Consider the following 21102-nt stretch of genomic DNA (forward strand, 5'->3'; position numbering starts at 1 on the left):
CCCCATCCTGCGCCCCGCCCGGACGCCCCGGCTAGCGGGATTCGGACACGGCAGTGAGCGCCGTCAGCCGCGCGTCGAGGCCGGCCCGGACCTCGGGCCACGCGTCGGACAGGATGGAGAAGTAGAGGGTGTCGCCCTCGGAGCCGTCGGGTGCCACGCGGTGTGCGCGCAGCCTGCCCTCCTCCTGGGCGCCCAGCTTGAGGATCGCGGCGCGGGAGCGGGTGTTGCGGGCGTCGCAGCGCAGGGCGACCCGGCGCAGCCCCAGGTCCTCGAAGGCGTGCCGCAGCAGCATCAGCTTGCACGCCGGGTTGGTCACCCCGGCCCACCAGTCGCGGCCGTAGAACGTGGAGCCGATCTCGACGCGGCGCTGCCCCGGGTTGAGCTCGTAGAAGCGGGTGGACCCGCGTACCTCGCCGTCGTGCCCGAGCACCGCGAACGCGAGGTGGTCGGGGGCCGCGACGGCGGCGTCCACGAACGCCTCCATCGCCGGGGTGGTGTCCGGGAGCGGGATGGTCATGCCGGCCCAGAGCCGGTCGTCGACGAGCCCGGCCAGGGCGGGCGCGTGCTCCCGCGTCAGCGGGACGAGGCGGACTCCGTGGGCGGAGAGGCGGAGATCGTGCTGCATGGCGCCATCGGACCACACAACCGGTCCCCCGCGCGGCCCCGTCCCATGCCCGGTGGCCCCCCGAGGTCGGCACTTGGCCTCGAGGTCGGCACAGGCCTGTGCCGACCTCGAGACAGAGTGCCGACCTCGAGACAGAGTGCCGACCTCGACCACCGGATCGGTGCTCACCGCAGGTCGCGGAGGTAGGCCGCCGCGCCGCCGTACCCGGCGGTGCGGCGTTCGTCCAGGGTCGCGATGATCAGCAGCACCCCGCCCGCCGCCGCGAGCGTGAGCATCCACGACACGGCGGAGATCTCCGTGCCGAGCTGGGACACGAACACGATCAGCACCTCGACCGGCAGCACCCACACGCCCAGCAGGAACGGTGCGGCGAGCCGGCGCCGGGACCCGACGAGCACCCCGGTCAGCGCCACGGCCACCACGAGCACGGCCCGCCACGTCTGCGGGTCGGTGAAGGTGGCGAGCACCGACGGGCCGAGCAGCGCGGCGATGCCCGGCGCCAGGAGCGCCCACGAGCCGGTCCAGTCGACGGGCCAGCCGACCAGGGTGGGTCGCCCGCTGCGCACACCGCCCGGCCCGGCGACCCGCGTGCGGGCCTCCCACTCACCGAGCGCGAAGCAGCCCGCCACCACGAGCCCCACCCCGAGGGGCAGGGAGAACACCTCGACCCGGAGCTCGCGCGGGCTCCAGGCCGCGATCGCCGCGGCCAGCGCGGCCACCCAGACCGCCCAGGCCGGGACACCGGTGCTCAGCCCGCGCAGGAGCCGGCGGGCCACGAGCACCAGCGTGACCAGCAGCGCCACCTCCAGCGTCCAGAGCGTGACGATCGCGCCCCAGTGCGGTTCGGTGTTGGCCACCGCTCCCGCCGTGAGGAGCAGCAGGGCGGGCACGTGGCCGCCCGCGTCGATCGCCCGTCGCAGGCGGCCCGACGGCGCCCCCGACCGCGCCCCGGTCGACGCGACCAGCGCGAGCCCGCCCGCCGCGCAGGCCCAGGCGAGGCCGGTCGCGAAGCGTGCCCCGGCTGTGTCCAGCCCGGAGGCCGCGACCTGCAGGGACTCCACGGCCAGACCCACGGCGGTCAGGAGGGCCGCCCCGGCCAGCAGCGTCCGGGCGCGCGCGGACCAGAGCTCGGACACGAGCGGCCGGCGCCGCAGGGCCACGATCGTGAGCGTCACGACCACCCCGGCCGCCAGCAGCGCCCGGGCACGCGGGTCGCCCGCGTCGTCCGCGAGGGCGAGCGTGAGGACGCTGGGTACGACCGCGAGCACGAGCCCCGCGGCGGTGAGCCGCCAGCCGTGCTCCCACCGGGCGGCCCCGTCCCCGGAGCGCGCCGCCCGCCGGGCCAGCAGCCCGCCGACCAGCACCGCCGCCACCGCCGGCGGCAGGGTGTAGGCCTCGACGAGCCGGACGCCGCCGTCGGCCAGCGCGGTCCAGACCGCCGCCGTGGCGAGGGTGCCGGCGAGCCACCAGACGCGGGTCCGGTCGGGTTCGCGCGCCACCACGCCCGCGCCGATCGCGAGGAGCAGCAGCACCGCCACCGCGATGTCCGGACCGGCCGACGGCCGCCCGTAGGCCAGACCGACGGTGATGGCCCCGGTGACGACGGCGCTCAGCTCGAGCACGCCGCGCACCCGGCGTCCGGCGCCCGCGCCGTCGGGCACGCGGCTCGTGAGGGAGCCCGCGACGCGTGGTGCGCCGCCCGCGACCACCGCGACGGCCGTCGCGATCACCGGGAGCAGCACCGGCGAGCCGCTGCCGGGCACCAGCATCGCCCCGGCGCTCACGATCGCCACCGCGGCGGTGGGCAGCACGAGGCCCGCGGCGAGCACCCGCACGACCGGGGCCAGGCCGGACCGTCGGGTGAGCAGCAGCACGAGCTCCAGGAGGAGCATCGCGACCGCGCTCCCGGCGGACCACCACGTGCGCTCGGCGACCACCGTGAGCACGCCGAGCACGAAGGGCACGCCCGTGACCCCGAGCACGGCGAACCACTCGCCGCGCGTGACCCGGACGGCGGTCACCGCCGCGGCCGTCAGCGAGGCGGCGGCCGACACGGTGCACACGGCCGCGACCTGGTCCAGCCCGAGCCACCCGAGCCACACACCGCCCACCACCAGGGCGTACGCGTACGCACCACCCACGAGCCCCGGGCGCGCCGCCGCCGGCAGTGCGCCGCGCGCGGCCAGCACGAGCGGGACGGCGACGACCGTCGCGGCGAGCACCGTCGGCCGGCTCTGCCACGAGCCGAGCGTGAGCAGGACCAGCGCGGCACACGCGCCGGACACGGCCGCACGTCGCCAGGCCGGCACCTCGGACGCTCCGACGGGTGCGCCGCCGACCCGGGGCAGGAACCCGGACGCACGTCGCAGGCCGGTGACAGCCGAGCGCACGGCGACGACGGCGGGGCGCAGCGCCGGCCACGCCCGCTCCGACCGCGTGGCGGCGGCGAGCAGCAGCGCGGCGGCGACGGCGAGCAGCACGAGCGACGCCGCACCGTCGATCCCGGGGTGCAGGGACGCGACGAGGACCAGCAGGAGCGTGGTCCAGGGGGCCAGGGCGCGAGCGCTCCGTACGACGGCGGGGACACGGCCGGGCGCGGTGCCCGCCGCCGGTCCCAGCCGGGAGGCGGTCAGCACCAGCACGGTGAGCACGACCAGTCCCAGCAGGCTCGGTCCGGCGAGCCCCGCGGCGAGGAAGCCACCGCCCAGCGGGCCGGCGCCCAGGCGTGGTGCGGGGTCCGCCTCCAGCGCCACGAGCAGCACCCCGATCAGGCGCGGCCACGCGGCCCAGGTGGCGGGAACCGCCGCGAGCACCGCGACGAGCCAGGATGCGAGCAGCAGGTCGGCGCGCGTCCGCGCGGCGGGGACGACCGGGCGTGCGCCCACCGCGACCAGGACCGCCAGGACGACGACGAGCGCCGCCCAGGCCACTCCGGCGGCCGCGGGCAGGATCCACAGGAGGTCGGCCCCGTCGCCGGTCGCGAGGAACAGGGCGGGGGTGGTGCCGAGCGCACCGGCCGTGAAGGTCCACCAGCGGCGGTGGGTGCCCCGCCGGAGCACCGCGGCGACGACGGCCGTGACGGCGAGCAGCACGGCGGTCGCTGCGTCGCCCGGCAGGGCCGCGAGCACGGCGGAAGGGGGCACCAGCAGGGCGGCACCGACCGCCACCGCGATCGCCAGGACCTGTGTCGCCTCGAGCAGCAGCAGCTCCGTGCGCAGCGCCGAGCCGACACGCGGTCCGGTGGTCCGCGCCGCCGCGGGCCCCGCCAGCGTGGCCAGCCCCACGAGGAGCGCACCGGCGCCCACGGCCCAGGCGAGGTCCACCGTGGCGGGCAGCGCGAGCGCCGCGGGGAACGCGGTGATCGGGGCCGTGACCAGGCCGGTCGAGACCCACGCCCGCACGCGCAGCACGTGACCGAGCACGACCGCCCCGACCGACACCGCCGCCCACCACGCGGCGAACCACAGCGCGGCGAGGCCGGGCACGTCCGTGACGGCGTAGAGTGCGGCGGGCACGGCCACGGTACGGACCACGCCCAGCAGCCGCGTCTCCCACCGGGCCGCTCCCAGGCCGAGGCGCTCGGCCACCCGGCCCTGTACGACGGTGCCGGCGTGCGCGATCAGCGCCACGGCGCCGACAGCGGGGATCCAGGCCCAGGTGAGGCGGTCACCGCTGGTCAGGCCGGCGGCGAGCAGCAGCGGCACCAGCGGTGCGGAGAGCGTCCCGGCCGCCGTCCACGAGCGGATCCGCAGCCGCCCGCCGACCGCCACGAGCGCCGGGGCGACCAGCGCGAGCAGCCCCGCCCGGGCGAGGTGCGCGGTAGCGCCCTCGACCGCCCCGGCCTGCAGGCCCAGCTCGGCGCACACCCAGGTGAGCGCGACGGCGAGGGTGGCGACCGCCTCGGCGGACGACCGCAGGCCGGCCCGGCGCATCACCGCTGCCGCCACCACGGCGGCTGCGGTGACCAGCAGGGTCGCGACCGTGCGGAGCACGAGCTGGTCGGCGAGCGTGAAGAAGACGAACACCACGGCCGAGACCGCCAGGAGCGCCGCGCCCACCCCCGCGAGGATCGGCTGGAGGGCTACGGCGCGCCGGGGCGCGGACGTCGTGCCGCTCGCCGGGGAGGCTACGGCCGTGCCCGGGGTGGCACCCGTCGGGCCGGTGCCCGAGCCGCCGTGCGGGGAATCGGCCAGGACGCCGGCCGCGCCGGGCACGGTCCCGGCCACCGCGCCGCCTGCCACCCCGGCCGCCGCGCCGTAGTCCGCCTCGGCTGCCGGGCCACGGACGGCCTCGGATGCCGTCCCACCCGGGGTCGGCGCCCCGCCGTCGGCCCGCCGGGCGAACCGTGCGGCGGCGGGCTGCTCGGCCCGCATCTCGTCGAGGATCCGCTGGCGGTCCCGGATCGCCCGCTCGGCGGCGAGCGACGCCGTGTACAGCTCGATCCCGCGCGGGCCGCGGAGGTCGAGCGCGCAGTGCCCGCACAGGCCGCCGTGCAGGACGGTGCCGCACGCGGGGCAGGTGCGGGTGTCGGGCAGGCGCCGGAGCGCGTGACTGACCCACGTCTCTTCCATGAGCGAAAGCCTGGCGGAGCAGTCCCGTTCAGGGGTTCGCGGCGCGCGTGGAACTGGTCACGGTTTCATGCCGAATGTGTGTTTCGTCGGTCAGGTGTTCGCGTCCAGCCAGTCGAGCACCGTGGTCAGGTACTTCTCGCGAGCCGGACGCGGGGAGAGGGCCAGGTCGTGCGCGCCGCCCTCGATGACTGCCACGTCCACGGCGTCGCCGAGTCGTGGTGCCCGGGCATGCATGTGCGCCACGTCGAGCACGGTGTCGGTGCTGAGCATCGCTGCGGCTTCGCCACGGTCCGGGCCGGTCCGGTCGCTGGTGCACAGCAGCGTCGGGCACTCCACGGGCAGCCCGCGACCGATCTCGCGGTGCCCCCGCCGGATGGCGGCGAGCCATCCGGCCCGGACCGGGAAGCCGTCGTACGGCTTCCAGCGCAGGTCGTACTCCCACTCGCCGCCGGTGGCGTGGTGCAGGGCACGGCCGTAGTCCCCGCCCAGGTGGCTGACGACGGTGCGCGGCGCGAACCGGGCGAGCGCGTACACCATCTGGGTGGCCAGGGTGCGGTCGGACCAGCTCCCGCGCAGGTCGAACCAGGGGCTGTTCAGCACCAGGGCGGTCACCCGCCCGGGTCGCGCGTGCGCGTACCGCGCGGTGACGAGCCCACCGGTCGAGTGGCCGAGGAGCACGAGGCCGGTGTGGCCGTCCGCGGCGATCGCGTCGGCGGCGGCGTCGAGGTCCTGCTGGTAGAGGTCCAGGTCGTCCACCATGTTGGGGTCGCCGCCCGAGGCCGTCCACGCGTCGATCGACCGCCCGTGACCCCGCAGGTCGACGGCGTAGAACGGGTAGCCCCGCGCCGCGACGGCCTCGGCGAGGTGACGCTGGAAGAAGTAGTCGGCGAACCCGTGCACGTACAGGACGGGCGGGCGGCCGGCGCGCGGCGTCCCCTCGGGGACGTACCGGACCAGCGTCGCCTCCGCGCCGCCGTCCCCCGTCCTTCGCCGGGCGGCGCGTCCGCGGGGACGGCCGGTGGGTGCGGGCAGGTGCAGCGTCCGGGCCTCGTAACCCGCGCCCAGCACGTCCTCGGTCCAGCCGCCCGCGGTCCGGTTCTTCTCGGTGTCGTCCACGTCGCTCCTGTGCGTCGTGCCGCGCACGTCGCACGGCCCGCCGACCATATCGGCAACGGGCCCGCGGGTCGCCCGCTGCGTCGGCACCCGGTGCGGGGTCGTCGGGCGCGTCCGGGTCAGAACCCGGGCGGGAAGCTCGGCGGCCGGTTCGGGTCCGGCGGGGTCGTCTGCTCCTGCGGGTGCCCCGGGGCGCCGCCGTACGGGACGGACGCACCCGGGTGCGGCCCCGGCGCACCCCCGTGCGACGGGAGCGCTGCCCCGTACGGCGGTGCAGCGGGTCCGGCCCCGTACGGTGCGGGCCCGGCACCGTGCTGTCCGGCCACCGGGCCGTACGGGCCGGGCACCTGTGCGTAGGCCGGGGCCCCCTCCGCTGGACGGCGGTCCCGGACCCGCAGCATGGCCTGCCACACGATCACGCCGATGAGCAGCAGGATGACCAGGCCGCTCAGCCCGAGCACGAGGACCATCCACTCGGGCACCACGGGGAGCGTCACCACCTCCGCGGCCCCGCTCGCCGCGGCCGGATCCTCCCGTTCCGGGCCGACGGCGGAGCCGCGTGCGTGGATCTCGACCGTCTCGCCCACGGCAGGTTCCCAGCGCACCGTGTTCCCGACGGCCGTGCCGTTCGACGTGCGCACCTCGCCCGGGAAGGTCACGTCGACGGTGAAGCTGAGGTTCTCGACGGACGCGGCGCCCCGGCTCCCGAGGCCCTCCTCGGTGAGGTCGAGGGTGCCCGACACGAGGTAGTCGTCGCCCTCGCGGACCACCGTGATGGGCCAGCCCACCTGGGCGCCGACCGTGCCGATACCCGTCTCCGGGTAGACGTAGCGGGTGCCCGTGTAGCCGTCCTGCCGGAAGTCCTCGGTGCGCGCCGCGTCCTGGGCCGGGTCCTCCTGGTCCCGGGTCAGCGTGTCGATGACGTCGCCGGGGGACTGGCCGGTCCGGTCCAGGTACCGGTCCTCGACCGCGAGCACCACGCTCGACGACGCCGCGTCGCCCGGCCTCAGGTCGAGCTCCACGCCCATGCGCACGCACCCCGACAGAGTCAGGGTCAGTACGGCGAGGGCGGCGAGGGCACCGACGCGGCGAGGAGGGGTCACCGGGACAGCATGACGGCCGACCGCCCGTCTGGAAAAGCCTGATCGAGGGGAGTTGTCCCCATGTGCGGGACGTGGCGTATCGGGTAGGGGTCAGGCCGCGCTCGCGGCCGGCGTGGCGAGGGCGGCCGCCCGGCGGCGCTCCTGGCGCAGGGCCGGCAGGAAGCAGAGCGCACCGAGGGTGCTCAGCGCCCCGGCCAGCACCATGGCGGCCGGCGTCGAGAGCAGGTCGGCCACCCAGCCGAGCGTCGGGCCGGCGACCGAGAAGGCGGCGAACGCGAGCATCGAGGCCATCGACAGCACGGTCGACCGGTTCCGCGACTCCGCCTCCCGGTGCAGCAGCGCCTGGTAGGCCGGTCCGCAGGCACCGTGCAGGCCGTAGGTCACCAGGTAGGCGGCGATCAGCCCGGCGGGTCCGAGCGCGAGCCCCATCCACACCGCCCCGAGCCCGTTGAGCACGCGCGCGAGGATGGCCGTGCGCGCCACGCCGAGGCGGGGTGTGGCAAGGCCGGTCAGCGCGGCCCCGGCCGCGAACACCGCCCATCCGGCGGCAGCCGCGGGGCCGGAGACCGCGGCCCCGGCGGCGGTGCCGCCCAGCAGCTCGGACAGGCGGATCGGCTGGAACGTCTCGAACACGACCATCCCGATGCTCCAGAACACCTCGACGAGCAGCAGGTAGCGCAGCACCCGGTTGTCCCGCGCGAGGCGCAGCCCGTCACGGACGGCGCCGGGCGCGCCCCGCGCGGAGTCCAGCGCGCGCCGCGCCCCGGCCCAGCGGCCCGACGGCGGCAGCGCCGGCGCCGTGCCGGGGCCGGCCGCGCCGTCCTCCACCACGTCGTCCGCCGCCCGGTCGTCCGCCGCCCGGTCGTCCGCCGCCCCGCCGTCCTCCACCGCGGTGACGGCGGACGGCGGCGTCAGCGGGCGCGGCGCCTCCCGGACCAGGAGCGCGACGGCGACCAGGTGCACCACCGCGAGCCCGGCGTACACCGCGTAGGGGAGCGCCAGCGCGGACCACGCGCCGAAGGGGTGCCACCAGACGAGCCCGCCCGAGACCAGCGCGCCGGCGGCGATCGACCCGCCCAGCACGGTGCTGTGCGCGGCGAGGGACCGGTCGACGTCGGCGCCCGGCTCGGTCGCGTGCACGGTGTCGACGAACCAGGCCTCCAGCGGCCCGGAGTCGAGCGCCCGGAAGACGCCGGTGACCGCTGCGGCGAGGGCGAAGGCCCAGAAGGTCTGCGCCGTGAGGAACAGGACCGCGGCGAGCACCTGCATGGCGGCCGCCGCGACCAGCAGCGGGCGTCGGCCGAGCGCGTCGGAGAGGCCGCCGGTGGGCAGCTCCAGGAGGAAGACCGTGAGCCCGGTGACCGACAGCGCCGTGAGGGTCTGGGTGACCGGCAGCCCTCGTTCGATGGGCAGCAGCGTGGTCACGGTGACGACCAGCCCGACGGGGAACCACCGGGTCAGCGTCAGCAGCAGGAAGATCCGGCGGGCGCGGGCCGGGGTCAAGGGGGTCATGAGGGTTCCTGTCCGGGAGCGGTGCCGTCGGGCACGGCGTCGTCCTGGCCGGTGGGGACGGCGTCGGCCTCCAGGGGGTAGAGGGCGTGCCAGAAGGTGACGCGCCGCGCGCCCGGGCCGGGCTCGGTGGCGCGGTACCGCTCGAAGAGGTCGTGCAGCTCGGCGCGCAGGGCCTGGAGCTGCTCCGGGTTGGCGGTGACCCAGGTGTCACCCATGCCGGTCGCGTCCTGCCAGTCGTCGGGCCACGTCTCGGCCACGTCGAGCCAGTGGCCGAACTCGGTGCTGAACAGGCGCAGGTAGTCACGCTCCAGCCAGCCCAGCGCGGTGGCGGCGTCCTCGTCGTGCGCCAGCTCGGTGCGCTCCCAGCTGTGGGAGCTCGTGGCGGCCCGCCAGAGGCGCTGCTTGCCGGCTCCCTCGCCCGTGTCCGTGACGAGGCCCACGGACTCCAGCTTGCGCAGGTGGTAGCTCGTGGCGCCCGAGTTGGTGCTCAGGGTCGTCGCGAGCGTGGTCGCCGTGGCCGGGCCGCCGCGGCGCAGCGCGCCGAGCAGGCGTGACCGCAGCGGGTGCGCGAGGACCTTGACGGCCTCGGGGGTGAGACGGAAGTCGTCGTCGGGAGTGGCCATGTGTGCACGATAAGCGTGCACACTCTCTGTGCACAAGAGTCGTGCACAAAAAATGTGCACGAAGGGCGGCACGCCGCTGGGAGCGCGGGGCGGCGGGCAGCCGTCAGAGCAGCATGACGACGGCGGTCGTCACGCCGGCGACCACCACGAGCACGCGGAACACCACCGGCGGCATGCGGCGGCCCAGGCGTGCGCCGACGTACCCGCCCACCAGCGACCCTGCCGCGAGCAGACCGATCGCCACCCAGTCCAGGTCGGCGACCGCCACGAAGATGACGGTCGCCACGACGTTCGCCGCCAGCACCGCGAGGGTCTTCAGGGCGTTGACGATGCGCACCGGCAGGTCGGTGCCCAGCCCGAGCACCGCGGCCATCATGACCCCGGCGCCGGCCCCGAAGTAGCCGCCGTACGTCCCGGTGAGCACGGAGAACACCATCGTCGCGGGCGACATGTCGTGCCGGAGCCGGGCGGGCTCGTTGCGGGTGCTGCGCAGCCACCGGCTGATCCACGGCTGGGCGCCGACCAGCAGGCAGGAGAGCAGGATCAGCCAGGGCACGACGGTCTCGAAGACGCCCGGCGGGAGCGCCAGGAGCAGCACGGCGCCGGCCACCGAGCCGACCGCGCAGGTCACCAGCACCACCACGGTGACGCGCGGGTGCTCGCGCAGCTCCTGCCGGTAGCCGAACGCGCCGCTGAGCGCCCCCGGTACGAGGCCCACGGTGTTCGACGCGTTCGCGACCACGGGGGGCAGCCCGACGGCGAGCAGCACCGGGAAGCTGAGCAGCGACGCGACGCCGACCGTCGAGGTCAGGACGCCGGCGCCGAGCCCGGCGCCCAGGACGGCCAGGTGCTCCCAGCCGCTCACCGGTCGTCCTCCCGCAGCAGCGCCACGTCACTGACCATCTCGACGTGCGCGTGCATCGCCGCGGCGGCGGCCTCGGGGTCGCGGGCGCGGATCGCGTCGGTGATCGCGCGGTGCCCCGCCAGGGAGTTGCGTGGTCGGCCTGGCTGCGACAGCGACTCGATGCGGCTCTCCCGGATCAGGCTCGCGATCTCCCGCATGGTCTGGGCCAGGAGGTCGGAGTGGGCGGCGGCGGTGACGGCCGCGTGGAACTGCTCGTCGGCGTCGACGCCGCGGTCGCCGTGCTCGATCGACTGCTCCATCGCGTCCAGGGCGGCGTCGATCGCGACCAGGTCGTCCTCGGTGCGTCGTTGCGCGGCCAGGGCGGCGATCTTGGTCTCCAGCGCGTCGCGGATGTCGATGATCTCGGGCATCCGGTCGGCGTGCGCGCGGATGGCCTCCACGATGCGGCTCTCGCTGTGCCTGCCGGTCAGGACGGTGCCGTCCCCGTGGCGCACCACGACCACGCCCACGACCTCCATCGCGACCAGCGCCTGGCTCAGGGTCGCGCGGCTGACGCCGAGGCGCGCCGCAAGCTCCCGCTCCGGCGGCAGCCGGTCCCCGGCCTGCAGCCCGTTCTGCTGGATCCAGGCGGTGATCTGCTCCGCCACCTGCTCGTAGAGGCGGGTGCGGGCCAGTGGTGTCGGCAGCTCGGCCGAAGCCTTCGAGGTCACCAGCCGAGAGTACTTGACAGAAGCGGCAGTGGACTATTGGCTAGGCCACTGATCCATCGTGCCTCGTCGGTCAAAGGTGTCCGCCGCGATGGGAAGAGGAGTTGTCATGGGTCCTGAGTGGATCGCGATCATCGCGCTCGTCGCGTTGTTCGTGGCCGGGACGGTGCTGCCGATCAACATGGGCGCGCTCGCCTACGTCGCCGCCTGGTTCGTCGGAGTCTTCGCGCTGCAGATGGACGAGAAGGAGGTGCTGGGCGGTATCAGCGCCGATCTCGTCCTCACCCTCATCGGCGTCACCTATCTGTTCTCCATCGCCAAGAACAACGGCACCGTCGACCTCATCGTGTCCAAAGCGGTGCAGGCGGTCGGTGGTCGGGTCGCACTGATCCCCTGGGTCATGTTCGCCGTGACCGCCCTGCTCACCGCCATCGGCGCGGCCAGCCCCGCCGCCTGCGCCATCATCGGCCCGGTCGCGCTCGGCTTCGCCCGCCGGTACAAGATCAACCCGCTCATGATGGGCATGTTCGTGGTGCACGGCGCCCAGGGCGGCGGGTTCTCCCCGATCAGCATCTACGGCACCATCACCAACTCGGTCATGACCGAGGTCGGCTACGAGGGCACCGAGATGGGCGTCTTCCTCGCGTCGCTCGGCATCAACATCGCGATGGCCGTCGTCCTGTTCCTCGCGCTCGGCGGCCGCCAGCTCATGCGCGAGCGGGTCGACCCTGCCGAGGCGTCGGCGCACCTCGCCGATGACCTGCACGCGGGCGGCGCGTCCGTCACGGTCCGGGGCCAGGGCGCGGGCGTCTCCACCACGACGCGCGCCGTCGGTGTGCGCCGTGACCACGTGCTCACGCTCGTCGCCTTCGCGGCGGTGGCCGTCACCGCCCTCGCGTTCGACCAGAACATCGGCTTCGTGTCCATCACCGCCGCCGTCGCGCTGGCCATGCTGTCCCCGCAGCAGCACAAGGACGCCGTCAAGCAGATCGCCTGGCCCACCGTGCTCCTGGTGGCGGGCGTCAGCACGTACGCCGCCATCCTCACCGCGGCCGGCGTGCCCGAGTACATCGGCAACTGGGCCGCGGGCCTCGGCATCGTCGCGGTCGGTGCGCTCGTCCTGTGCTACGTGGGCGGCATCGTCTCGGCGTTCGCGTCGTCCACGGCGCTGCTGCCGGTGATCATCCCGATCGCCGTGCCGCTCATCGCCGCGGGCGGGGTCAGCCCCTGGGCCATGGCCGCGGCCCTCGCCGTCTCCTCGACCATCGTCGACGTGAGCCCCTTCTCCACGAACGGAGCCCTGATGCTCGCCAACCGCCCGGACACGATCTCCGAGCAGACCTACTACAAGCAGATCCTCGGCTACGCCGTCATCGTCACCCTCGCGGGGCCGCTGCTGGTATGGGCCATCCTCGTGCTGCCGGGCTGGTGAGCACGATGACCGGACCCCTCTCCGACGTCGTCGTCGTCGATCTCTCCCGGGCCCTGGCCGGGCCGCACGCCACGATGATGCTGGGCGACCTCGGCGCCCGCGTCATCAAGGTCGAGGTGCCCGAGCGTGGCGACGACACGCGCGGCTGGGGCCCGCCCTTCGTCGGCGAGGAGGACGCGCGCGAGTCCACGTACTTCCTGTCGGCGAACCGGAACAAGGAGTCGATCGCGCTCGACCTCAAGGACGAGACCGGCCGGGCGACCCTCCTGGCGCTCGTCGACCGTGCCGACGTGCTCGTGGAGAACTTTCGGCCCGGCGTGCTGGAGCGGCTCGGGCTCGGCGTCGAGTCGCTCCTGGAGCGCAACCCGCGCCTGGTGGTGCTCTCGATCACGGGGTTCGGTCACGACGGGCCCGAGGGCGGCCGCGCCGGGTACGACCAGATCGCCCAGGGCGAGGCCGGCCTCATGTCCCTGACGGGATCCGGTCCGGACGACCCGCAGCGTGTCGGCGTGCCGATCGGCGACCTGCTCGCCGGGATCTACGGCGCGTACGGGGTGCTCGCGGCGCTGCACGAACGGCACACCACGGGCGCCGGCCAGGTGGTGCGCACGTCGCTGCTGGCCGCCGTCACCGGGGTGCACGCCTTCCAGGGCACCCGGTGGACGGTCGCCGGGGAGGTGGGGCGAGCGCAGGGCAACCACCACCCTTCCATCGCGCCGTACGGTCTGTTCCGCTGCCGTGACGGCGCCGTCCAGATAGCCGTCGGGTCCGAGGCGCTGTGGCAGAGGTTCTGTCTGGCCTTCGGCCTCGACCCTGACGCGGAGGGCCTGCGGAGCAACCCCGAGCGGGTGGCCCGCCGCGACCAGGTGATCGAGGCGGTCGAGGCCGTGTTCGCGGGGTACGACGCCGACGCGCTGCTCACCCGGCTGTCCGACGCCGGCATCCCGGCCGGCCGGGTGCGCACCCTCGACGAGGTGTACGCGTGGGAGCAGACGGCCAGCCAGGGCCTGCTCGTCGACGTGGAGCACACCAGCCTCGGCACGGTCACCCTCCCCGGGCCGCCGCTGCGGTTCTTCGACGCCGACGGCGCCGAGGTGACGCGGCGCGACCACCGGGCGCCGCCCGTGCTGGACGAGCACGCCGAGCGGATCCGCGCCTGGCTGGACGGGGACGGCCCGACCCCAGACCGTCCTTCGGCGGAGCGGGCCTCGGTCCGGTCGGCCGCGGCCGGCCCGAGGCCGGAGGCGGGCTGATGACCCGCCGCTGGTCCGCCCGCGAGCTGATCGACCTGGTGCTCGACGACGACAGCTTCGAGTCCTGGGACGAGCCGGTCGACACCGCAGGGCACCGGGCGGAGTACCGGGCGGTGCTGGCCGCGGCTGCCGAGAAGGCGGGCACCGACGAGTCCGTCCTCACCGGGCGGGGCCGCGTGCGCGGCCGGCCTGTCGTGGTGATCGTCAACGAGTTCCGGTTCCTGGGCGGTTCCATCGGCCGGTCGGCCGCCGCGCGGATCACCGCCGCCGTCCGGCGTGCGACGGCCGAGGGGCTGCCCCTGCTGGCCACCACGGCGTCGGGCGGCACCCGCATGCAGGAGGGCACGCCCGCGTTCCTCCGCATGGTCGAGATCTCCCGCGCCGTCATGGACCACCGCGCCGCCGGCCTGCCCTACCTCGTGTACCTGCGCCACCCGACCACCGGCGGCGTGTACGCGTCCTGGGGCTCGCTCGCGCACCTCACCGTCGCCGAACCCGGCGCGCTCATCGGGTTCCTCGGGCCGCGCGTCGTCGAGGCGCTCACCGGCACGGCGCTGCCCGACGGCGTGCAGTCCTCCGAGAACCTCGCCGCCAAGGGCGTGCTCGACGGCGTCGTCGCCCCCGAGAACCTGCCCGCGCTGGTGGAACGGGCGCTCGCGGTGCTGGTCGACCCGCCGTCGCCGTCGTCCCTGCCGCGTCGTCAGGGCGAGCCGTCCGCGGCGACGTCCGCCTGGGACTCCGTGCTGCGGACCCGCGCCGAGGGCCGGGTCGGCGTGCGGGACCTGCTGCGCTACGGGGCCTCGGGCACCGTGCGGCTGTCCGGGACGGACGAGGGCGAGCGGGACGAGTCCATGCTGGTGGCCCTGACGCGGCTGGACGGGCAGCCGTGCGTGATGGTCGGCCAGGACCGGACGCGGCAGAGCGAGAGCGCACCCATGGGGCCCGCCGCGCTGCGCGTGGCCCGGCGCGCGATGGGGCTCGCCGAGGAGCTGCGGCTCCCGCTGGTCGCCGTGATCGACACCCCGGGCGCCGAGCTCTCCCGGGACGCCGAGGAGGGGGCGCTCGCCGGCGAGATCGCACGCTGCATGGCGGCGCTGACGCGGATGACGGTGCCGACGCTGTCGGTGATCCTCGGTCAGGGCTGCGGTGGCGGGGCGCTCGCGCTGCTGCCCGCGCGGACCGTGATCGCGGCGGAGCACGCCTGGCTGTCGCCGCTGCCGCCCGAGGGTGCGAGCGTCATCGTGCACGGGGACACGGCGCACGCGGCGGCGATGGCCGAGGCGCAGCACGTCCGCGCCGTCGACCTGCTCGCCGAGGGCGCGGTCCAGCGGGTGGTCCCGGAGCGCGACGGCGACACGGTGCGCGACGTCGCCGTGGCGGTGGCGGCGGAGTGCGCGGCGGTGCTGGGGCGCGTCCCCGTCCCGGGGTGATCGGCCGACGCGCCCGCCGGGCGCTTGACCCTGTGGTGGGCACACGGGGTGGAGTCGGGTCTCGACAGGGGCGGAAGCCCTCGCCGAGGCCGAGAGGCTGGACACCATGGAACGACGACGGAAGCTGGGCCGGGGACTGGCCCTGCTGCTCACGATCGGGCTGGCCGGGGCATCGGCCGCGGTGCCCGCTGCCGCCGAGGACCAGGACGGGACCGGCGGCGGGCCCGCGGCACAGGTCGAGTGGGGCGAGTGCCCCGCCGACGTCGTCGCGCAGGCGCAGCCGCACGTGCTGACCTGCGCGACCGTGCCGGTGCCGCTGGACTACGCCGAGCCGGACGGCGAGCAGATCGACGTCATGATCTCGCGGCTGGCGAGCACGAACCCGGCCGAGCGCCGGGGGATCCTCCTGCTGAACCCGGGCGGTCCGGGGAGCGCGGGCCTGGACTTCCCGGCGGTCCTGAAGACCCGGGGCATGCCCGACAGCGTGCTGGACGCCTACGACCTGATCGGCATGGACACCCGTGGCGTGGGGCACTCCACCCCGGTGGACTGCAGGTTCACGATGGACGACGCGTACTTCAGCAACGTCCCGCCCTACGCGGTCGACGACGCCGCGGTGCTGGCGAACGCGGACGTCGCCCGGTCGGCGGCCGAGCAGTGCGCGCGCAACGACACCGAGGGCCACATGCAGCACGTCACGACGGCGAACATCGCTCGTGACCTGGACCAGGTCCGGGCGGCGCTCGGCGAGGACAAGGCCAGCTTCCTGGGCTACTCCTACGGTTCCGCGCTCGGGGCGGCCTACGCGTCGCTGTTCCCGGAGACCTCGGATCGCGTCATCATCGACAGCAACCTCGGCGACACCGCGCTCGACCGTGAGGGGCTGCGGAGGTTCGGCCTCGGGACGGAGCAGACCTTCCCGGACTTCGCCAGGTGGGCGGCGAAGCGGCACGCCGCGTACGGTCTGGGCCGGACGCCGGCGCAGGTACAGGCCACCTACTTCGAGACCGCCGAGCGGCTGGACCAGAACCCGGTCGAGGGGCTGGACGGCACCCTGTTCCGCTTCGTCAGCTTCGCCGGTCTGTACGGCGAGTCGAGCTACGCGGGACTGGCGCAGACCTGGCAGTCGGTCCGGAGCGGCGACGGCGAGGCCGCCCTGCGGCTGGCCGAGACCTTCCGTCCCGACATCGGGTTCGGTGCGGGCCCGGCCGGCGTCGGGGCGACGGCGGCCGGCGAGCCGTGGCCGGCGTCCAACGCCTGGTCCGCCTATCTCGCCGTGACCTGCAACGACGTCAACTGGTCGGAGAACGTCGACACGTACCGCGAGGCCGTCGCCGAGGACCGTCAGCGATACCCGCTGTACGGCGCGGCGACCGCCAACGTCACGCCGTGTGCCTTCTGGTCGAACGAGCCGGTGGAGCCGCCCGTGCAGATCACCGACGAGGGTCCGCGCAACCTGCTGATCATGCAGAACCGTCGTGACCCGGCGACGCCGCACCTGGGCGCCGAGCTGGCCCGGGAGAAGTTCGGCGAGCGTGCCCGGCTCGTGAGCGTGGACGGCAGTGGTCACGGCGTCTACGTCATCGGCGGCAACGCGTGCGCCCTGAACGTCGGGACGGCCTACCTGGTCGACGGCGAGATGCCGCGCCGCGACCAGGCCTGCCGGGCGGACTGACCGGCTCGCCGCCGCTTTCGGGACCCGGCTCTCTTCGCTCCGGCATCGTCCGGAGCCGAGAAGTCGGGTCTCGAAGGACGGGGGTCTAGTGTGGCCGCCTCTCCAGTGCCTTGCGGACCTGCTGGACCAGGGCGAAGACGAGCAGCGCGGCGAACGCGACCGACGCGACCCGGTCGGGCAGCACCACCGACAGGCTGGCGCCGCCGAAGGAGAAGGCCGAGGCCACCAGGCCGATGAGCGCGGCGGTCTTCAGGTGCACCAGGCCGTTGCGTGCGTTGACCCAGGTGCCGGAGACGGCGGTGGGGATCATCGCGACCAGCGACGTGCCTTTGGCCAGGGCGGGCGCGAAGTCGAACAGCGCCGACAGGCCCGGCACGGCGAGCTGGCCGCCGCCGATGCCGAGCAGACCCGAGGCGACGCCCATGACGAGGCCGAGGCCCACCATCCCGGCGCCGTCGAGCAGGCTGGGCAGGCCCCCCGCGGTGTCCACCTCCGGGGGCTCGCCGAACCCGTCGAGCAGCGACCGCACGATCCCGGCGACCAGCACGCCGACGAACAGCCAGCGCAGCAGCGACTCCGGCACCCTGGCGAGCAGGCGCGCACCCACGACCGCGCCGATCACCGAGCCCACGACGAGCAGGCCCGCGGCGACCAGGTCGACGGCCTGGTGCGTCAGGTACGGGATGGACCCGACGACGGCGGCCGGCAGGATCGCGGCCAGCGAGTAGGCGCTGGCCCGGCGCTGCGTCAGGCCGCCCAGCGAGGTCAGGAGCGGCACCATGACGATGCCGCCGCCCAGGCCGAACAGTCCCGAGAAGGAGCCTCCGACGATCCCGACGAGGGCGGCGCGAGGGGGTGTCAGGGAGTCGTCAGTCTGCTCGGTCACCTCGTGATGATCTCAGGTGTGCGGCGATGGTCCGCGCACAGTCCACGGAGCTGGTGCCCGTGGTGTCGACCTCGAGGTCGTAGGCGACACCCTGGTGCACGACGTCGGCCTGCTTCGCGGCCATGCCCGCCACCCGGTCGCCGCGTGCCGCCTCGCGCTGCCCGGCGACGGCCGGGTCGCACCGCACGCCGACCCAGAGCGCCGGCACGTCGCCCAGCGCGTCGAGCCAGCGGCGCTGGGAGGCGGCGCCCCCGAGGAAGACGTCGTCGACCACGACGTGCGCTCCTGCGCGCGCCATGGCGACCAGTCCGGTGATCCAGGCGTCCTGGAGCGCCATGAACTCGTGCCCGACGTCGACGCCACCGTCGTCCGCGAAGCCGATCCCGTCGCCGCCGGTCGTGAGCCGTGCGGGCATCGCGTCGACGAGGGTGTCGATGCTGAGCGACAGCCAGGCGTCGGGGAGCACGGCCTGGAGGCTCCGTGCGATCGCGGACTTGCCGGAGCTGGAGCCGCCGTTGAGCACGATGACCTGGGTGTTCATGGGATCACGCTACGAGTGTCGGCGGTACGCGCTAGAGTGAAATTCCAAGTTGAGTGGAATAGACTCAACTTTGATCAGGTTCCCCTGGACAGACCCCTGCCCACGTCATCAGCCCCGGGAGGCTTCATGGACACCAAGTTCACGACCATGTCGCAGCAGGCGATCGGCGACGCGATCCAGTCGGCGTCCGCCGCCGGCAACCCGCAGCTCGAGCCGGTCCACCTGCTCGCCTCGCTGCTCCAGCAGGAGAACGGCGTGGCCGTCGGGCTGCTCGACGCGGTCGGGGCGAACGCGCAGGCCATCGGACAGCAGGTGCGCGCGGCGCTCGTCGCCCTGCCCCAGGCCAGCGGCGCGAGCACCGCCCAGCCCAGCGCGAGCCGCGCCCTGGCGACGGTGCTCGACCTGGCGGGCAAGGAGGCCCAGGGGCTGGGTGACGAGTACGTCTCGACCGAGCACCTGCTCATCGCGCTGGCGGCCGGCCAGTCGTCCGCGGCCCGCATCCTGTCCGACGCCGGGGCCACCGCCGACGCCCTGCGCGCGGCGCTGCCCGCCGTCCGCGGGTCCGGGCGGGTCACCAGCCCCAACCCGGAGGGCACGTACAAGGCGCTGGAGCAGTACGGAACGGACCTGACCCAGCAGGCCCGGGACGGCAAGCTGGACCCGGTGATCGGCCGCGACTCGGAGATCCGCCGCGTGATCCAGGTGCTCAGCCGCCGCACCAAGAACAACCCGGTGCTCATCGGCGAGCCCGGCGTCGGCAAGACCGCCGTCGTCGAGGGCCTGGCCCAGCGCATCGTCGCCGGTGACGTGCCCGAGTCCCTCAAGGGCAAGCGTCTGGTCGCGCTGGACCTGGCGAGCATGGTCGCGGGTGCCAAGTACCGGGGTGAGTTCGAGGAGCGGCTGAAGGCGGTCCTGGAGGAGATCACGGCGTCGGACGGCGAGGTGGTCACCTTCATCGACGAGCTGCACACGGTGGTCGGCGCGGGAGCCGGCGGCGAGGGTGCCATGGACGCCGGCAACATGCTCAAGCCGATGCTGGCGCGCGGCGAGCTGCGTCTCGTGGGTGCCACGACCCTCGACGAGTACCGCGAGCACATCGAGAAGGACCCGGCCCTGGAGCGGCGCTTCCAGCAGGTCTTCGTCGGCGAGCCGTCGGTCGAGGACACGGTGGCGATCCTGCGCGGGCTCAAGGAGCGCTACGAGGCGCACCACAAGGTGACGATCGCCGACTCGGCGCTCGTGGCCGCGGCCACGCTCTCCGACCGGTACATCTCCGGACGGCAGCTTCCGGACAAGGCGATCGACCTGGTCGACGAGGCGGCGTCGCGCCTGCGCATGGAGCTCGACTCGTCCCCGGTGGAGATCGACGAGCTGCAGCGTGCCGTCACGCGGCTCGAGATGGAGGAGGTGGTCCTGTCCGAGTCGGAGGACGCGGCGTCGAAGGACCGGCTGGAGCGCCTCCGCGCCGACCTGGCTGACCGCCGGGAGGCCCTGGCCGCGCTCACCGCGCGCTGGGAGTCCGAGAAGGCGGGCCACAACCGCGTCGGTGACCTGCGCGCGCGCCTCGACGAGCTGCGGACCGACGCCGAGCGCAAGCTCCGCGAGGGCGACCTCGAGGGTGCCGCCCGGATCCGGTACGGCGAGATCCCGGGGGTCGAGAAGCAGCTCGCCGCGGCCGAGCAGGAGGAGTCCGAGGTCGAGAGCCTGCCGTCCCCGGACCAGCCGATGATCGCGGACAAGGTCGGTGCCGACGAGATCGCGGAGGTCGTCGCGGCGTGGACCGGCATCCCCGCCGGGCGCCTGCTCCAGGGCGAGTCCGAGAAGCTCCTGCACATGGAGGAGGTGCTCGGGCAGCGCCTCATCGGTCAGAAGGCCGCGGTGTCCGCGGTGTCCGACGCCGTGCGACGTACCCGGGCGGGCGTCGCCGACCCCGACCGGCCCACGGGGTCCTTCCTGTTCCTCGGCCCCACGGGCGTGGGCAAGACGGAGCTCGCCAAGGCGCTGGCCGACTTCCTGTTCGACGACGAGCGCGCCATGGTGCGCATCGACATGTCCGAGTACGGGGAGAAGCATTCCGTGGCCCGCCTCGTCGGTGCCCCTCCGGGGTACGTCGGGTACGAGGAGGGCGGTCAGCTCACCGAGGCCGTGCGGCGGCGGCCCTACACGGTGGTGCTGCTGGACGAGGTGGAGAAGGCGCACCCCGAGGTCTTCGACATCCTGCTCCAGGTGCTCGACGACGGGCGCCTGACGGACGGCCAGGGCCGCACCGTGGACTTCCGCAACACCATCCTGGTGCTGACCTCCAACCTCGGTTCGCAGTTCCTCGTGGAACCGATGCTGTCGGACGAGGAGCGGCGCGAGTCCGTCATGACGGCCGTGCGCGCGGCGTTCAAGCCGGAGTTCCTCAACCGGCTGGACGACGTCGTGGTCTTCGACGCCCTGACGCTCGACGAGCTGGGCAGCATCGTGGACCTGCAGGTGGACGCGTTCGCCACGCGGCTCGGTGACCGGCGCATCACGTTGGACGTGACACCGGCCGCCCGCGAGTGGCTCGCCCTGGAGGGCTTCGACCCCGCCTACGGTGCCCGGCCGCTGCGCCGCCTGGTGCAGCGCGAGATCGGCGACCGCCTCGCCCGGCTGCTGCTCTCCGGCGAGGTGTCCGACGGGGACGCGGTGGTCGTGGACCGCGGGGAGGGCGAGGGGCTGACCCTCGGCAGGCAGCCCCAGACCGTCTGACCCGAGGGCCCGGAACCGCGACCCGTGTGA

The 21102-nt window shown here is 74.7% G+C and carries 15 protein-coding genes; 5 read left to right on the plus strand and 10 right to left on the minus strand.

The genetic code is table 11. The features are described from left to right. Positions 1-31: 31 nt before the first annotated feature. From ACIBBF_RS19110 to ACIBBF_RS19145, 8 genes are all read right to left on the minus strand, one after another. Complete coding sequence (locus ACIBBF_RS19110) at positions 32-625, minus strand: GNAT family N-acetyltransferase (RefSeq protein ID WP_397416390.1); 594 nt, start codon at positions 623-625, stop codon at positions 32-34. A gap of 164 nt (positions 626-789) precedes the next feature. Next, entirely contained in the window at positions 790-5196 is a 4407-nt protein-coding gene (locus ACIBBF_RS19115) for an SCO7613 C-terminal domain-containing membrane protein (RefSeq protein WP_397416392.1), read from the minus strand. 90 nt (positions 5197-5286) lie between these two features. Further along, positions 5287-6312, minus strand: coding sequence for an alpha/beta hydrolase (locus ACIBBF_RS19120; RefSeq protein WP_397416394.1), 1026 nt, complete (start codon positions 6310-6312; stop codon positions 5287-5289). A gap of 116 nt (positions 6313-6428) precedes the next feature. Beyond that, positions 6429-7412, minus strand: coding sequence for an LppM family (lipo)protein (locus ACIBBF_RS19125; RefSeq protein ID WP_397416396.1), 984 nt, complete (start codon positions 7410-7412; stop codon positions 6429-6431). A gap of 90 nt (positions 7413-7502) precedes the next feature. Then, on the minus strand, positions 7503-8924 hold the full coding sequence (locus ACIBBF_RS19130; protein ID WP_397416398.1) for an MFS transporter: 1422 nt from the start codon (positions 8922-8924) through the stop codon (positions 7503-7505). Further along, positions 8921-9547 (minus strand): winged helix-turn-helix domain-containing protein, encoded by a 627-nt coding sequence (locus tag ACIBBF_RS19135; RefSeq protein ID WP_397416401.1) that lies wholly within the window; start codon positions 9545-9547, stop codon positions 8921-8923. Before ACIBBF_RS19135 ends, ACIBBF_RS19130 begins: the two co-directional genes overlap by 4 nt. 103 nt (positions 9548-9650) lie before the next feature. Continuing rightward, positions 9651-10412 (minus strand): sulfite exporter TauE/SafE family protein, encoded by a 762-nt coding sequence (locus tag ACIBBF_RS19140; RefSeq protein ID WP_397416403.1) that lies wholly within the window; start codon positions 10410-10412, stop codon positions 9651-9653. Then, positions 10409-11125 (minus strand): FadR/GntR family transcriptional regulator, encoded by a 717-nt coding sequence (locus ACIBBF_RS19145; protein ID WP_397416587.1) that lies wholly within the window; start codon positions 11123-11125, stop codon positions 10409-10411. The genes ACIBBF_RS19140 and ACIBBF_RS19145 overlap by 4 nt, the downstream gene beginning before the upstream one ends. Positions 11126-11228: 103 nt before the next feature. Between ACIBBF_RS19145 and ACIBBF_RS19150 the strand changes: the two genes are divergently transcribed. The 4 genes from ACIBBF_RS19150 (at position 11229) to ACIBBF_RS19165 (ending at position 16909) form a co-directional block, all read left to right on the plus strand. Next, the gene (locus tag ACIBBF_RS19150; protein ID WP_397416405.1) at positions 11229-12551 is read left to right on the plus strand and encodes an SLC13 family permease; all 1323 of its coding nucleotides are present in this window, start codon (positions 11229-11231) and stop codon (positions 12549-12551) included. 5 nt (positions 12552-12556) lie between these two features. Continuing rightward, positions 12557-13804, plus strand: coding sequence for a CaiB/BaiF CoA transferase family protein (locus tag ACIBBF_RS19155; RefSeq protein ID WP_397416407.1), 1248 nt, complete (start codon positions 12557-12559; stop codon positions 13802-13804). Further along, complete coding sequence (locus ACIBBF_RS19160; protein ID WP_397416409.1) at positions 13804-15234, plus strand: carboxyl transferase domain-containing protein; 1431 nt, start codon at positions 13804-13806, stop codon at positions 15232-15234. Before ACIBBF_RS19155 ends, ACIBBF_RS19160 begins: the two co-directional genes overlap by 1 nt. A 106-nt stretch (positions 15235-15340) precedes the next feature. Continuing rightward, positions 15341-16909 carry an alpha/beta hydrolase gene (locus ACIBBF_RS19165; protein WP_397416411.1) on the plus strand — a complete coding sequence of 523 codons (1569 nt, stop codon included), beginning with the start codon at positions 15341-15343 and terminating at the stop codon, positions 16907-16909. 85 nt (positions 16910-16994) lie between these two features. Here ACIBBF_RS19165 and ACIBBF_RS19170 read toward each other — a convergent pair whose 3' ends face one another. Beyond that, complete coding sequence (locus ACIBBF_RS19170) at positions 16995-17795, minus strand: sulfite exporter TauE/SafE family protein (RefSeq protein ID WP_397416413.1); 801 nt, start codon at positions 17793-17795, stop codon at positions 16995-16997. Beyond that, on the minus strand, positions 17779-18336 hold the full coding sequence (gene cpt, locus ACIBBF_RS19175; protein WP_397416415.1) for a chloramphenicol phosphotransferase CPT: 558 nt from the start codon (positions 18334-18336) through the stop codon (positions 17779-17781). The genes ACIBBF_RS19170 and cpt overlap by 17 nt, the downstream gene beginning before the upstream one ends. Before the next feature lie 126 nt (positions 18337-18462). On the opposite strand from cpt, the gene clpB reads away from it, so the two are divergent. Next, the gene (gene clpB / locus ACIBBF_RS19180) at positions 18463-21072 is read left to right on the plus strand and encodes an ATP-dependent chaperone ClpB (RefSeq protein WP_397416417.1); all 2610 of its coding nucleotides are present in this window, start codon (positions 18463-18465) and stop codon (positions 21070-21072) included. Positions 21073-21102 lie beyond the last annotated feature (30 nt).

It is taken from the genome of Promicromonospora sp. NPDC050880 (genome assembly GCF_044456525.1).
In the GTDB taxonomy this organism is placed as follows: domain Bacteria; phylum Actinomycetota; class Actinomycetes; order Actinomycetales; family Cellulomonadaceae; genus Promicromonospora.